The 13,445-nt window shown below is 43.9% G+C and carries 14 protein-coding genes and 1 other RNA gene; 10 read left to right on the top strand and 5 right to left on the bottom strand.

Going from position 1 to position 13,445, the window contains the following annotated elements; all coding sequences use genetic code 11:
* Positions 1-94: 94 nt before the first annotated feature.
* From Q4592_RS04000 to Q4592_RS04015, 4 genes are all read left to right on the top strand, one after another.
* Positions 95-952: a formate/nitrite transporter family protein gene (locus Q4592_RS04000; RefSeq protein ID WP_137671959.1), complete on the top strand. Its 858-nt coding sequence runs from the start codon at positions 95-97 to the stop codon at positions 950-952.
* A gap of 13 nt (positions 953-965) precedes the next feature.
* Positions 966-2,687 (top strand): bifunctional protein-serine/threonine kinase/phosphatase, encoded by a 1,722-nt coding sequence (locus Q4592_RS04005; RefSeq protein WP_303510049.1) that lies wholly within the window; start codon positions 966-968, stop codon positions 2,685-2,687.
* A 48-nt stretch (positions 2,688-2,735) separates the two neighbouring features.
* Entirely contained in the window at positions 2,736-3,185 is a 450-nt protein-coding gene (cynS, locus tag Q4592_RS04010) for a cyanase (protein ID WP_303510052.1), read from the top strand.
* A 174-nt stretch (positions 3,186-3,359) separates the two neighbouring features.
* A complete protein-coding gene (locus Q4592_RS04015) occupies positions 3,360-3,611 on the top strand; it encodes a DUF2999 family protein (RefSeq protein WP_303510057.1) in 252 nt (83 codons plus the stop codon).
* 160 nt (positions 3,612-3,771) lie between these two features.
* On the opposite strand, the gene Q4592_RS04020 is transcribed toward Q4592_RS04015, so the two are convergent.
* The 3 genes from Q4592_RS04020 to smpB all read right to left on the bottom strand — a co-directional run bounded on the left by Q4592_RS04020 (position 3,772) and on the right by smpB (position 5,980).
* The gene (locus tag Q4592_RS04020; RefSeq protein WP_303510060.1) at positions 3,772-4,821 is read right to left on the bottom strand and encodes a CNNM domain-containing protein; all 1,050 of its coding nucleotides are present in this window, start codon (positions 4,819-4,821) and stop codon (positions 3,772-3,774) included.
* Between the two features lie 217 nt (positions 4,822-5,038).
* Positions 5,039-5,405, bottom strand: a transfer-messenger RNA (tmRNA) gene (ssrA, locus tag Q4592_RS04025).
* Between the two features lie 89 nt (positions 5,406-5,494).
* Positions 5,495-5,980, bottom strand: a complete 486-nt coding sequence (smpB, locus tag Q4592_RS04030; RefSeq protein ID WP_137675268.1) for an SsrA-binding protein SmpB — start codon at positions 5,978-5,980, stop codon at positions 5,495-5,497.
* A gap of 101 nt (positions 5,981-6,081) precedes the next feature.
* Between smpB and Q4592_RS04035 the strand changes: the two genes are divergently transcribed.
* Together Q4592_RS04035 and Q4592_RS04040 are read left to right on the top strand one after the other, a co-directional pair.
* Positions 6,082-6,510: an SRPBCC family protein gene (locus Q4592_RS04035; RefSeq protein WP_137675267.1), complete on the top strand. Its 429-nt coding sequence runs from the start codon at positions 6,082-6,084 to the stop codon at positions 6,508-6,510.
* Between the two features lie 2 nt (positions 6,511-6,512).
* Positions 6,513-6,857, top strand: a complete 345-nt coding sequence (locus Q4592_RS04040) for an RnfH family protein (protein ID WP_303510069.1) — start codon at positions 6,513-6,515, stop codon at positions 6,855-6,857.
* Positions 6,858-6,909: 52 nt separating this feature from the next.
* On the opposite strand, the gene Q4592_RS04045 is transcribed toward Q4592_RS04040, so the two are convergent.
* Positions 6,910-7,269, bottom strand: a complete 360-nt coding sequence (locus Q4592_RS04045) for an outer membrane protein assembly factor BamE (RefSeq protein WP_137675265.1) — start codon at positions 7,267-7,269, stop codon at positions 6,910-6,912.
* A gap of 76 nt (positions 7,270-7,345) precedes the next feature.
* Positions 7,346-9,013, bottom strand: coding sequence for a DNA repair protein RecN (gene recN, locus Q4592_RS04050; RefSeq protein WP_303510080.1), 1,668 nt, complete (start codon positions 9,011-9,013; stop codon positions 7,346-7,348).
* Positions 9,014-9,454: 441 nt separating this feature from the next.
* Between recN and Q4592_RS04055 the strand changes: the two genes are divergently transcribed.
* Genes Q4592_RS04055 through Q4592_RS04070 form a run of 4 tightly spaced genes read left to right on the top strand, consistent with a single transcriptional unit; the run spans position 9,455 to position 13,420 of the window.
* Positions 9,455-10,525, top strand: a complete 1,071-nt coding sequence (locus tag Q4592_RS04055) for an extracellular solute-binding protein (RefSeq protein ID WP_303510082.1) — start codon at positions 9,455-9,457, stop codon at positions 10,523-10,525.
* Positions 10,526-10,584: 59 nt separating this feature from the next.
* Positions 10,585-11,700: an ABC transporter ATP-binding protein gene (locus Q4592_RS04060; protein ID WP_303510084.1), complete on the top strand. Its 1,116-nt coding sequence runs from the start codon at positions 10,585-10,587 to the stop codon at positions 11,698-11,700.
* Positions 11,690-12,547: an ABC transporter permease gene (locus tag Q4592_RS04065; RefSeq protein ID WP_303510086.1), complete on the top strand. Its 858-nt coding sequence runs from the start codon at positions 11,690-11,692 to the stop codon at positions 12,545-12,547. Before Q4592_RS04060 ends, Q4592_RS04065 begins: the two co-directional genes overlap by 11 nt.
* A gap of 12 nt (positions 12,548-12,559) precedes the next feature.
* A complete protein-coding gene (locus Q4592_RS04070) occupies positions 12,560-13,420 on the top strand; it encodes an ABC transporter permease (protein WP_303510088.1) in 861 nt (286 codons plus the stop codon).
* The last annotated feature ends 25 nt before the right edge of the window (positions 13,421-13,445 follow it).

Here is a 13,445-nt window from a genome sequence, read left to right on the forward strand (position 1 = left end):
CTACTTGTGAAAGGTACGCTGCGGTAGTTACCGCCGATAACACTGCTCCAAGCCGTAGGATTCAATTTACTACTAAGCAATATAGGGAAATATTATGTCATATCTAGCTCCTTCAGAGTTTGTTACAAAAATGGTGGATGCGGGTGAATCTAAAGTATTCATGTCTACCCGCGATACGGTAATCCGTGCATTTATGGCCGGTGCCATTTTGGCCCTAGCCGCTATTTTTGCTATTACCATTGCTGTAAACACCGGAAACTTTTTAATTGGAGCAATCTTGTTCCCTGTGGGTTTCTGTATGCTTTATTTGATGGGTTTTGACTTATTAACTGGAGTGTTTGTTTTAGTGCCATTGGCGCTGTTAGATAAACGGCCCGGCGTAGATGTACCTGGCTTGTTGCGTAACTGGGGCTTAGTGTTTTTAGGTAACTTTGGTGGAGCCTTAACCGTTGCGGTGATGATGGCCTTCATTTTCACTTACGGCTTTAACATCGAAGCTGGTGCGGTGGGTGCTAAAGCAGCTGCCATTGGTGAAGCGCGTACCGTAGGTTATGCAGAACACGGTGTGGCAGGTTGGTTTACAATTTTTGTTCGCGGCATGTTGTGTAACTGGATGGTATCAATGGGTGTAGTAGGCGCGATGATCTCTACCAATGTTAGCGGTAAAGTTATCGCTATGTGGATGCCAATATTCTTGTTCTTCTACATGGGTTTTGAACACTCGGTAGTGAACATGTTCTTATTCCCATTTGGTTTAATTATGGGTGGTGACTTCTCTGTAATGGATTACTTCCTTTGGAACGAAATCCCAACGGCATTGGGTAACCTAGTGGGTGGTTTAGCCTTTACTGGTTTAACACTGTACACCACACACGTGAGAACCGCGCCTAAGCGTAAAGTGGCTAAATCTGCTGTAGAAGCGCCAAGTAAAACCGCTTCGGCTAACGCTTAATCACGGAAACTATATGACGAGCCAGCTGAGTGTTTCCATTGGTCAATGTTCTGATAAAGGCCGCAAGGCCATTAATCAAGACTGTTACGGTGTATCCACTCCGCGAGGCTCGCAGTTAAACCATAAAGGCTTTGCTGCTGTGATGGCCGACGGCATTAGCAGCAGCGAAGTAAGCCAAGTAGCCAGCGAAACCGCAGTGAAAAGCTTTCTAGATGATTACTACTGTACTTCTGAAGTTTGGTCGGTTCAGCATTCAGCCGAAAAAGTATTAGACGCCACCAATGCTTGGCTGTATTCCCAGTCACAGCAAAGCCCTTACCATTACGACAAAGACAAGGGTTACGTTTGTACTTTTAGTGCCTTAGTTATAAAAGGCAATACCGCACACATTTTTCACGTGGGGGATACCCGCGTTTACCGTTTAAATCAAAACGGTTTAGAGCAACTCACTAAAGATCACCGCCTATGGGTGAATGAAGATAAAAGCTACCTAAGCCGAGCTTTAGGCATAGAAGAATATTGTGAATTTGACTACCAAAGCTTGCGCGTAGAACCAGGTGACATCTTTTTATTAGCCACCGATGGCGTTTATGAGTTTATTGATGCAGCTCTAGTCAACAGCACTATTGAACAGTATCCCAATGAATTAGAAGCTGCAGCCAACAAGATAGTAGAGTTAGCTTATGAAGCAGGCAGCGACGATAATTTAAGTTTACAGATTATTCGCGTTGATCAATTGGCAGAGAATAGTGCTCAGCACTTAAAGCTGCAAGTAGATAGGCTGCCCTTTCCGCCTATGTTAGAAGCGCGAATGCAGTTTGATGGTTACACCATCGTTCGCCAACTTCATGCCAGCAGCCGCAGCCATGTTTACTTAGCCTTAGACGAGCAATCGGGGCAACAGGTAATACTAAAAGCCCCCTCAATAGATTTACGCGATGACCCTGAATACTTAGAGCGCTTTCTCACTGAGGAATGGATAGCTCGCCGCATTAATAGCGCCTATGTACTAAAAGCCAATCTCGACCCGCGCGAGCGTAATTACCTGTATACCGTATTTGAGTATGTTGAAGGGCAAACTCTAGCGCAGTGGATAACCGACAACCCAAAGCCTGAGTTAAGCAGGGTGAGAGAAATAGTTGAGCAAATTGCTAAGGGGCTACGCGCTTTTCACCGCATGGATATGCTGCATCAAGATCTTAAACCTGACAACATCATGATAGATAGCACCGGCACCATAAAAATTATCGACTTTGGCTCGGTGTGGGCGGCAGGTTTGGCTGAGCAAACCCATGATTTAACTCAGCAGCATTTACTCGGCACTGCACTTTATTCGGCACCAGAGCTGTTTTTAGGTGAGGGCGGTAGCACGCGTGCCGAGCTGTTTTCATTAGCCGTTATTACCTATTTCATGCTGTGTGGGCGTTACCCTTACGGCACCAAAGTGGCAGGCGCAAAAAGCCAGGCCGCGCAAAGGCGCTTGGTTTATCAGTCGGTACTCGACACCGACAGTGAAATACCCGTTTGGATTGATGATGCTTTAGAAAAAGCGTTGCAGGTGAATCGCCTTAAGCGGTATGAGCAAATTACCGAGTTTTTGTGTGATTTACGCCAGCCCAATAAAGCTTTTTTAAACAAAACTCGCGCACCGCTAGTGGAGCGAAATCCAGTGGCTGTATGGCAGGGCATATCAGCCATTTTGGCTGCGCTAGTGATTTACTTGTTAAGCCGTTAGCGCGTCGTGCAAATAGACTTTATTTACTGAAAAGGGAAGGAAACGCAAATGATTACTAGTAGAGAAGACGTCACTCAGCTAATTATGGCAACCAAGGTAAGAAAAGGCATTAAGTGGAGTGAAGTTGCGACCGCTATTGGCTTATCTAAAGAGTGGACTACTGCCGCTTGTTTAGGGCAAATGACTTTTGATAAAGCGCAAGCTGAGACCGTTGGCGATATGTTCGAGTTAACTGATGAAGCTGTTGCTTGGCTACAAATAGCGCCTTATAAAGGCTCACTGCCTACTGCGGTGCCAACTGATCCACTTATCTATCGTTGGTACGAAGTGGTTAACGTGTATGGCAGCACCATTAAAGAACTTATTCACGAAGAGTTTGGCGATGGCATAATGAGCGCGATTGATTTTTCTATGGATATTAAGCGTGAAGAAAACCCCAATGGTGACCGAGTAAACGTGGTGTTGTCGGGTAAGTTCTTACCTTATAAAACCTACTAAGCGCTATGTAAGATAACTAAAAAAGCCAGCGAGTTGCTGGCTTTTTTACATGTGTTACGTGATTAGTTTATGCTTTAACAGCCCTCCCATGCACTTATTGCTGATAGCACTAGTCAATCCCCAATCTGAAACGCTAAACTGTCGGCTTATTTTATTTAGTTTAAAGGTAGTGTGATGAACCCGATTCTTGCGATGTTGAGAGAGAACAATATTAGCGACCAACAGATTAGCGAGCTTTTTGAAGTGCTGACGCAAAACCCTCTTGCGGCTATGGCTACCATTAGCCAATTAGGTTTGCCACAAGAACAGCTTCAAATGTTAATGGGGCAAGTGATGCAAAATCCTGCTTTGATTAAAGAAGCTGTGGATGAGTTAGGTTTAGACTTTTCGAAAGTAGAGGCAGCCAAAGAACAGCTTAAGAAATAACGCTAGCGATGATCTAGGTTAGCAAGCAATGCTAAGCACTAAGGTGTGACACTTCTTATCGTGATTTGCGTGCTAACAAACGGGTGAGTCTAAGGCCCAAATACCCTTACAGGGTAATTAGACACTAGACTCAACCCTAATGATAACATTGGGCTAATAACTAACGACTATAACGTTGTTTTTTACTGCGCAATCGACGTATCCATTGAAAACGCGCCAAACGTTGCATATCTTCAATTGCATCGCTTTCATCAGTAATTTCTTGGCCTAACAAGGTTTCAATGATGTCTTCCATGGTGAGCAAGCCCTGAACCTCGCCGTATTCATTGACTACTGCTGCAATTAAGTCTCGAGCTTGCAGCAGGCGTTGATAAGCATGGCGTATGCTTACGCTGGCGGGGAGCATGAGTAACTCTCTAGAAAACTCACCAACTTGTCGGCTACCTTCTTTATTAAGGGCTGCGCTCATAATGTCTTGTTTATGTACATAAGACACAATGTTATCGCGGTCACCTTGATAAACCGGGATCCTAGAAAACGGTTTGGCGAGATGTGATTCAATAAACTCGTCTACGTTACTGCTATGTTCAATGCGATGAACCACCGCGCGTGGTGTCATCACTTCAGTTATTTTTAACTTCTCTAATTGCAACAAATTACGCAGTACTTGAGACTCACCTTGCTCAATAACACCTTGCTGGTGGCCTAACTCGGCAAGTGCACTGATCTCTTCTCGCAGGCTAGAAAAGTCTTCTTCGTGTTTACCAATACGTGCGGTAATGCGATCACTTAACCACACAAAAGGGTAAAAAACCTTAATCATTATTGGTAATAACCAAGAGGCAAAAGGGGCGAGTTTTCGCCAGTAGGTGACTCCTAAGGTTTTTGGCACAATCTCAGATAGTACCAGCACTAGTATCGTCATAATGGCCGAAGAAACGGCGAGATACTGGGATCCGTAAAGAGACGCGACTTGAGCTCCTACGCCAGCTGCACCAGCTGTATGGGCAATGGTATTAAGAGTGAGAATGGCCGCTAGTGGTTTGTCGATACTGGCTTTTAATTTGGCTAAGCGTGCAGCAGCATTTGGGTTGTGTTGCTGCTGAAGGTGAATATAACTAGGGGAGACGCTGAGTAACACCGCCTCTAAAATGGAACATAGAAAAGAAACAAAAATAGCAAGACATAGAAAACTTACTAAAAGAAACACGTAATCCACCATTATTTTAACCCAAAGACACTGTTGGGCGTTCAGTAAACCCAGCGCTATTGGTATGAGTGCTAAGTTAGCTGCAGTTTACCAATTAATATCAACAAAAGGGCAGTAGAATATTAAAACGACTTGAAGCCTTGGATGTGTGGGCGATTATCATCGATAAATGCTAGGCACAAAAAAAGACACCCTAAGGTGTCTTTATTTGTAGAATTGGTGGAGCTGGCGGGTTTCGAACCCGCGTCCAAAACCATTCTAACCAATGGCGCTACATGCTTAGTTTGTCTTTAATCTCGTTAGACAGCTGCGAACAAACACGCCACTGAATAACACACCAGAATTCTATTTCGCGGTTCAGCTCTCTAGTCAAAGCATCCCTCGCTATCTTGTTTGGGTTTGAACTTCTATGATTCCCCGTCTTACAAGCGGAAGCTAGGGTAGAAGTGCTCTAACAGGTTATTAAGCTGCTAGTGCGTAGTTTTCGTCGTTTGCGACTATTTTTTTGCGGCTTTTTACGTGGCAAACCGCCCCACGACATGCTCCACAAGCCTTCCTGATCCTGTCGAATCCAATTCAGCCCCGGAATTTCTAGAACATTCTAACACAAGCCGTATACATACTGATATACAGGAGTGTTTAAACGCTGTTTATTTACTCAATCGCAGTTTGCTTACCTAAAGCTATGCTTCATCACACGGTCTTTAGTGCGTTGCCATTCACGATCTTTTTCGTCTTCTCGTTTGTCTTGGTCTTTTTTACCCTTGGCTAAGCCAATTTCTAGTTTGGCCCAAGAGCCTTTCCAGTAAAGGGCCGTAGCCACAATGGTATAACCTTGACGTTCTACTGCTCCAATTAATTTGTCGAGTTCACGACGATTAAGCAGCAGCTTACGAATTCGAGTTGGGTCAGCAACAACATGGGTCGACGCTGACAACAAAGGTTGAATATTTAGACCCGAGATAAAGGCTTCACCATCGCGAACATAAACATAACTTTCTGCGATGTTGACCTTACCGGTCCGCATGGATTTTACTTCCCAGCCTTGTAGTTCTATTCCCGATTCGAATTTGTCTTCGATACGGTACTCATGGCGCGCTTTTTTGTTTTGCGCGATGGTGTTAGAACCAACTTTTGATTTTGATTTATTCTTGCTCATGGCGGCTATTATACGCATGCTGCGGGGCTTTAAAACTGATAATGTGCGCAAAGGCCAAGCTAATGTTAAAATGCTGGCAGATTTGAAGAAAGAGTGGGTTCATGCCGCAAGTAAACCGTAGTGCGTTGGTTATGTTTAGTGCCAAGCAAATGTACCAGTTAGTTAACGATGTACATGCTTATCCAGAATTTTTACCTGGTTGTGTTAATAGCGAGATCTTACAGGAAGGCCCATCATCAATGGTGGCCGAGGTAGGAGTGGCAAAAGCTGGAATAAAAAACAAGTTTGTTACCGAGAACACTCTTACCGAAGACCAGTCTATTCATATGAATTTAGTTGACGGCCCATTTAAGTCGCTCTCTGGTGTATGGCATTTTGTTGCGCTGGACGAACAAGCTTGTAAGGTGATGCTAGATCTAAATTTTGAATTTAGTAATCGGTTAATTGCTGCAGCTTTTGGCCGGGTATTTAATGAGTTAGCGGGCAACATGGTACAAGCCTTTGTTGAACGCGCAAAGCAGGTATATTAGTAGTGGCTGAACAAATTAATATTGAAGTGGTATACGGCTTACCTGATCACCAAGTATTACTCGCGCTAAAAGTTGAACTGGGCTGTGACATTCTCAGTGGCATTCAGCAATCTGGTATTGTGCAACATTTTCCCGAAATTGAACCAGAAAGCGCATCAGTGGGCATATTTAGCAGAGCCGCTAAGTTATCTCAAGCGCTGAGAGATGGTGATCGAATTGAAATTTACCGTCCACTGATTGCCGACCCCAAAGAGTTACGGAAAATTCGTGCTGAGCGAGCAAAGGCGGAAGGGCGAGCCAGTAAAGTCACGGGTGGTAGGCCAGTAGCTAAAGTGAGCGAAAGTTAGAGACAAAAAAGCCAGATGTGATTATCTGGCTTTTTACTATTTATTGGAGTACTTACCCAGCGTCTAGTGGCTGCATAAATTCATCACTCACTTCGTAATCACCTTCCACAAAGGCTAAATGATCGTTCACAAACTGAATCACTAAGTTACGTTTCTCAAAATCGCCATTACCGCTTTGATAGCTATACAGGTAATACCAGCGTTCTTTGTCAAAGGCATCAATTAACATTGGGGTACCAAGAACAAAGCGTACTTGTTCTTTACTCATGTTAATTCGGAGCTGCTCAACTTTGGCATCATCAATGTAGTTGCCTTGGGGGATATCAATTTTATATACCATCCAGTCGAAGGCTGAACAGGCACTAAGGCCTAAGCTGGCCAGTAAAACGAAAATTTTTGCTGAAAAACGCATGGGAATGGAAGCTCCTTGTTAAGGCAAACATCATAACTAAGCCCCGCCCTAAAAAGAAGTATCGATTACTAAGAAATTAGTCCTCAATCAACAATTCTTGTGCGTTTGCCAGTGCTGAAGGAGTAATTGCATCACCTGCCAGTAAGCGTGCCAGCTCTTCTAAGCGTTGTTTACCGTTGAGTGTTTGCATGTTGGTGATCGTTTCATTTTTCTTTTGCTGCTTACTAACTAACATTTGCTGGTGACCATGGCCTGCTACTTGCGGTAAGTGAGTGACACACATTACTTGGCATTGTTTACCCAGCTGGCGAAGCATGCCACCCACAACCGCTGCTGTTGGTCCGCTAATACCTACATCTACTTCATCAAAAATTAGAGTGGGGGTGAGAATGCTGGCAGAGCAAATAACTTGAATCGCTAGGCCGATGCGTGACAACTCACCACCAGAGGCTACTTTTTCAATGGCTTGCATAGGTTGCCCTGGGTTAGTTCGTACTAGCAGTTCAACTCGGTCAATGCCGTTAGCGTTGGTAAATTGCTGTGCATCACTTTGCAGTGAAAACTCACACTGGGCTTTAGCCATGCTCAGCTTGTGGATCTCTTTGGTCATTTGCTTACTTAAACTATTGGCTGCACGTTCTCGACTTTTCGACAACTTATTAGCTTTGTTTAAATAATGCTGCCAAGCACTTTCAATCTCATCCGCGAGGTGTTCAAAACGTTCACTTTGTTGGCTTAGCTGAGTTAATTGCGCCAGTAAATCTTGATGCAAAGCAGGAAGCTGCTCTGGTGAAGTATGGTGCTTCCTTGCCAACTCCAAAGCAAGGCTCATCCTTTCTTCTAGCTCTGCAAATAACTCAGGATCGTAGTCTAGTTGCTCACTATAGTGCCCTAACTGCTGAGTTGCCTCTTCAACCTGAATTTGCGCGTCATGCAAGAGATTATTAATGGTGTCTAATTTGGGGTCTAGCTCAAGTAGTTGGCTGGTTGTTTTGCAAGCTTGGCTGAGCATATCCATAACATTTACGTGATCGTCATGACCAAGTAATTGCGTGAGTTGGTGGCTGCTTTGCTGTAATTCAGTACTGTGTGATAAGCATTGATGTTGTTGCTCGATATCCTGATATTCTCCTTCTTGAAGGGAAAAAGCATCCAGCTCTTTTACTTGGTAATCAAGCAACTGGCGCTGAGCGGCTAGCTCTTTTTGCTGTTGTTCAGCAAGTTCTAGCTCGTTACAGAGCGCTTTCCAGCCTTGGTAAGCTTGTTTTACGTCACCGATTAGCTGAGGATGGGCCGCATATTGGTCGACAATTGATAGCTGTTGGTTGGGCTTTAATAATAGCTGATGAGCATGTTGGCCATGAATACTTACTAAGTATTGACCAAGGCTTTTTAATTGAGCCAGCGGTACTGCTGTGCCGTTAATGTAGGCCTTGGAACGGCCTTCTTTTGTTACCACTCGGCGCAGTATGCATTCGTCATCACTCAGTAACTCATTTTGCTGCAACCACAATTGAGCCTGTTGGTTATTGCTTACGTCAAATTGTGCGCTAATTTCAGCCTTATCGGCTTCTTGTCGCACCATTGAGGCTTCTGCTCGATTACCCAAACATAAACCAAGGGCGTCAATGGCAATAGATTTACCCGCTCCGGTTTCACCCGTTATGGTGGTCATTCCTTGATTCAAATCGAGTTCAAGAAATCGAACAATGGCAAAATTTTGTACGCTTAATTGAGTGAGCATTTCAATACCTGTTTATTCATACAGTAACTGTGTAAATATATAGTGCAAGTTTTATTCAAGCAAGCGACATTTTTAAAGATTTTGCTAAATTATGAGGAAGCTATTGTTTTTTTTGCCTTAGTTTACTGAGCTAGTTCAGCATTTATTTAGCCACTAGATAGCTGCAGCTTTTTGTCTAGGTAAGGAACAAGAGGTAGAGCTTACTTAGTGGGTAAACTAGTTGAAGCCGCTGCTTATGCTGTCTATTTTGGCTGGTTTGTGCTTTTCATATACTTTTTAATAAAAAAATATTTCAACTCACTACACTCTCTCGGAATTAGCTACTACGCTTTTAGCTGTCACATTAGTGTCATTAAATTCGTGCATGTTTATCAAACAGTTGTTGTATCTGTGCCGCATAAGTCGGTAGACCAATTCACCTTGAACCACATGGAAGAGATTATGTTGAATAAACGTTTAACACTGAGTGCTTTGGTACTTAGTATGGGCGCAATGGTTAGTGCGCAAACGAGTGCTGAAACGCTTCGCTTATTAACGTGGGGTGGCTATGCGCCTCAGGAAGTGATTGATATGTTCGAAAAGGAAACGGGCATTGAAGTAAAAGTGACTAAATCAAACAATGAAGACATGATTTCAAAGCTTCGAGCCACTGGTGGTTCGGGGTTTGATTTAGCTCAACCTAGCCAAGATCGTATTACTGGCGTACAGCAACAGTTTGGCATCTATCAGCCGATTGATTTGAGCCGTATTGAGCAACAACAAATGATTACCTCTATGCTTGACGCTACCAAGAAAAATACTGCGGTAGGTGACCAGGTATTTGGGGTTCCTCATGTATGGGGTACCAGTGGTTTAGTGGTTAATGGAGAAATGGCCAAAGATGTGGCCGATTACACCGACCTTTGCCAAAAGCAATATGAAGGTAAGATCTCTTACCGCTTGAAGCGCCCAACCTTAATTGGTTTTGCTTTTGCATTGGGTGAAGACCCATTTGCTGCTTATGCTGACCCTGTTAAATACCAGCAAATACTTAATAAAGTTGAAACAGCTTTGGTTGACTGTAAGCCACTGGTAAAAACGTACTGGTCGGGCGGCGATGAGCTAATGAACTTGATGCGTTCTAACGAAGTGGTAGCCGCTATGGCTTGGGATGCTGGCGGTTGGAAACTCAACCGTGAGCAGCAAAACATTCAGTTTGTGGCGCCTAAATCTGGTGCATTGGGTTGGATTGATACCTTTGCTATTCCTAAAAAGTCGAAAGCGATTGATGCAGCCTACAAGTGGATCAACTTTGTTATGCGCCCTGAAGTCGCCGCTAAAATTACTGAATCAGCAGGTAATTTTACTGCGTCTAAAGGCTCTGATACTTACGTAAATGAGTTGGCTAAAGCCCAATTTAATACCAGCTTTAGCAGTGACGATATCGATAATATTAAGTGGTATCCAGCTGTTCCAGCCGGCCTAGAAGCCATGGAAGGCAAAGTACTCGACCGCGTTCAAGCGGCCAAATAGCTAAGATGGGGCCTTGTGCCCCAAATCTTGTTACCTCTTCGTAAAATCTTGGACCCTATATGGCGGCTAACGCTAACTTTGATCTTGAATGTGAACAACTCTCAAAGCACTTTGCAGACTTTACTGCGGTAGACCAACTTAACTTTTCGGTAGAAGCTGGTTCGTTTTTCTCTATTCTTGGCCCATCAGGCTGTGGCAAAACCACGTTGTTGCGCATGTTGGCTGGCTTTGAATCGCCCTCAGAGGGAGAAATAAGAATTCATCAAAAGCGAGTGAATGAATTAGCGCCGAATAAACGCCCAGTGAACATGGTATTTCAGCACCTAGCTTTATTCCCTAATATGAATGTAGCTGAAAACATTGCTTATGGCTTAAAGCGCCGAGGTATAAAAGGACCAGAGCGTGCCAGTAAAATCAAAGATGTATTAGAGCGGGTAGGATTAGATGGCAGCCAAACTAAGCAAATTGCTCAGCTTTCTGGTGGGCAAAAACAACGAATTGCGATTGCCCGCAGTTTAGTATTAGAACCCAGATTATTGTTATTAGATGAACCATTGGGCGCATTAGACTTAAAGCTTCGCGAGAAAATGAAAGTGGAGCTAAAGCACCTACAACGGGAGTTCGGCACCACATTTATTTACATCACTCACGATCAATCTGAAGCCTTGGTAATGTCAGATAAAGTGGCGGTGATGAATAATGGTCGCTTTGAACAACTTGCCAGCCCCCAGCAACTTTACTATCAGCCAAGTAGTGCTTTTGTGGCTAAGTTTGTTGGCCAAACAAATGCCTTATCGGCAGTGGTATGCGAACAACGCCAAGATGTAGCCTTGGTAAAAACGGCTCACGGTAGGCATTTGATTGTGGCAACGAGTATTAATCAGTCGGCTAAGTCCACAGTAGACGTATTTGTTCGACCGGAAGCTATTGGTATTGCCGAGGCCGGCCAAGAGCTAAAAGCCGACAACCAATTTGATGTAAAAGTAGAGGAATGTTTGTTTGACGGCGCAAGCTCTACCTTAGTCGTGCGTGATATTCACCATAATGACCTATACCGAGTAGCCCCGGGAGCGAGCTTCTCGCTACACAATGTTGTGGTAGGAAGCACCTTAAGGGTTTTTTGGGACGCTAAGCAAGCTATGTGCATACACAGCGAGGTAAGTAGTGAAAGCTAAAGGCCTAGGTTTTTATCTGTTATTGCTGCCATTTGTTTTGTGGTTTGTACTGCTAATTGTGTTACCTCATTTGCAAATGTTTGAGCTGTCGCTGATTAAGCGTGATTACGCCGCTGGTGACAGTATTGGAATGTATCAATATCAGCAATTTTTTGAAGAGCCGTTGTACTGGCGAACCTTAGTTCGAACGGTGTGGATGTCGTTATTGGCGACCTTTATTACCCTGTTAGTGAGTTTTCCTGTCGCGTTTTTTATTGCCAAAGTCGCTAAAGGTAAAAGTAAACGCTTGTTACTGCTCAGTTGTTTATTGCCATTTTGGGTCAGTGAGTTAGTACGTACTTACGGTTGGATGATATTGCTACGTGAATCGGGAGTGATTAGCCAAGGCTTATTAGCCTTAGGCCTTACCGACCAGCCCATAGAGTTTTTGTATAACGATGTCAGTATGCTAATTGGACTGGTGTATACCTCAATGCTGTTTATGGTTGTACCTCTGGTGAGCACATTAGAAGGGCTTGACCAAAGTTTAATTGAGGCGGGATACGATCTTGGTGGCAATGGTTGGAATGTGACTCATTCTATTATTGTGCCTTATGCCATGCCAGGCATTGTTTCCGGTTGCATCATGGTATTTATGCTGTGCTTGGGCAACTATCTTACGCCGCGATTGTTAGGCGGTAAAGACAGCTTATGGTTTACCGAACAAATCTTTACCCAGTTTATTACCCGTTTTAATTGGGAGCTAGGTGCAGCGTTTGGGGTGGTGTTACTGGTGGTGTCTTCACTGGTAGTGTCATTGGGCTTAAAACTCAGCGGGCAGTCTTTTAGCCGCACGCTTGGTCGTTAACGGAGCCGAATAATGTTGCATCAACTACGTGGACCGGCCAAATCACTGTATCAATTTTATATGGTGGGCTTTTTAGTCTTTTTAGCACTGCCGCTAAGTATTGTTGCAGTATTCGCCTTTAACGACAGCTTATTTGCGGCCTTGCCTTGGCAAGGATTCACTTTGGATTGGTTTGTTGGCCAAACCGAGCCAAAGCTAGGTATTTTTTATGATGAAGGGCTGCTTTCTAGTATTGGAGTGAGCGCCTCAATTGCTTGCTTGGTCACACTACTTTCTTTGGTATTAGCAACTGCCAACGCATGGCTGTTTATTCGTTTTGATTTCCCCGGGAAAAACTGGTTGTACATTGGTTTGTTATTACCTTTGGTGATCCCCGGCGTCATTTTGGGTGTGGCAATTTTGGTCGCAAGCAGCAGCTTAGCTAATAGTGTCGAGGATGTTTGGGGCTGGGAGTTGGAGTGGTTACGCCCTGGCTTTATTTTGGTGGTTATTGGTCAAGTTGCATTTATTACAACGATATCTACCTTGGTGGTATTAGCTCGCTTAAGAAAGTTTGATTTTAGTTTAGAAGAAGCCGCGCTAAATTTAGGTGCCGGGCCATGGGTGGCGTTTGTTACTGTAGTGTTGCCTTTTCTCATGCCAGCTTTGATTGGCGCAGCAGTAGTGAGTTTTCTAATGTCTTTTGAGAACTTCAATACTACCTTAATGTTAGTGGGCTCTGATGCCCCCTTAACCATTGCTATGTACGACCGCTTACGTGAAGGCTCCACGCCAGTGCTAAATGCTGTTTCGTTATTATTGATGCTTGGTTCTGCTGTGATTGCTCTCACCTCCATGTTATTTAGTGGTGATAAAGATATTTCCAGTAAATAGTATCTTCGAAGTACAAGCGTTTACT

This window comes from Agarivorans sp. 1_MG-2023 (assembly GCF_030548385.1).
Classification (GTDB): Bacteria; Pseudomonadota; Gammaproteobacteria; order Enterobacterales; family Celerinatantimonadaceae; genus Agarivorans.

Coding starts and splice junctions, on each gene's coding strand:
- Q4592_RS04060 (WP_303510084.1), top strand. CDS start 10,585: ATGGCGGCTAACGCTAACTTTGATCTTGAATGTGAACAACTCTCAAAG.
- recN (WP_303510080.1), bottom strand. CDS start 9,013: ATGCTCACTCAATTAAGCGTACAAAATTTTGCCATTGTTCGATTTCTT.
- Q4592_RS04045 (WP_137675265.1), bottom strand. CDS start 7,269: ATGCGTTTTTCAGCAAAAATTTTCGTTTTACTGGCCAGCTTAGGCCTT.
- Q4592_RS04035 (WP_137675267.1), top strand. CDS start 6,082: ATGCCGCAAGTAAACCGTAGTGCGTTGGTTATGTTTAGTGCCAAGCAA.
- Q4592_RS04070 (WP_303510088.1), top strand. CDS start 12,560: ATGTTGCATCAACTACGTGGACCGGCCAAATCACTGTATCAATTTTAT.
- Q4592_RS04055 (WP_303510082.1), top strand. CDS start 9,455: ATGTTGAATAAACGTTTAACACTGAGTGCTTTGGTACTTAGTATGGGC.
- Q4592_RS04005 (WP_303510049.1), top strand. CDS start 966: ATGACGAGCCAGCTGAGTGTTTCCATTGGTCAATGTTCTGATAAAGGC.
- Q4592_RS04015 (WP_303510057.1), top strand. CDS start 3,360: ATGAACCCGATTCTTGCGATGTTGAGAGAGAACAATATTAGCGACCAA.
- Q4592_RS04000 (WP_137671959.1), top strand. CDS start 95: ATGTCATATCTAGCTCCTTCAGAGTTTGTTACAAAAATGGTGGATGCG.
- cynS (WP_303510052.1), top strand. CDS start 2,736: ATGATTACTAGTAGAGAAGACGTCACTCAGCTAATTATGGCAACCAAG.
- smpB (WP_137675268.1), bottom strand. CDS start 5,980: ATGAGCAAGAATAAATCAAAATCAAAAGTTGGTTCTAACACCATCGCG.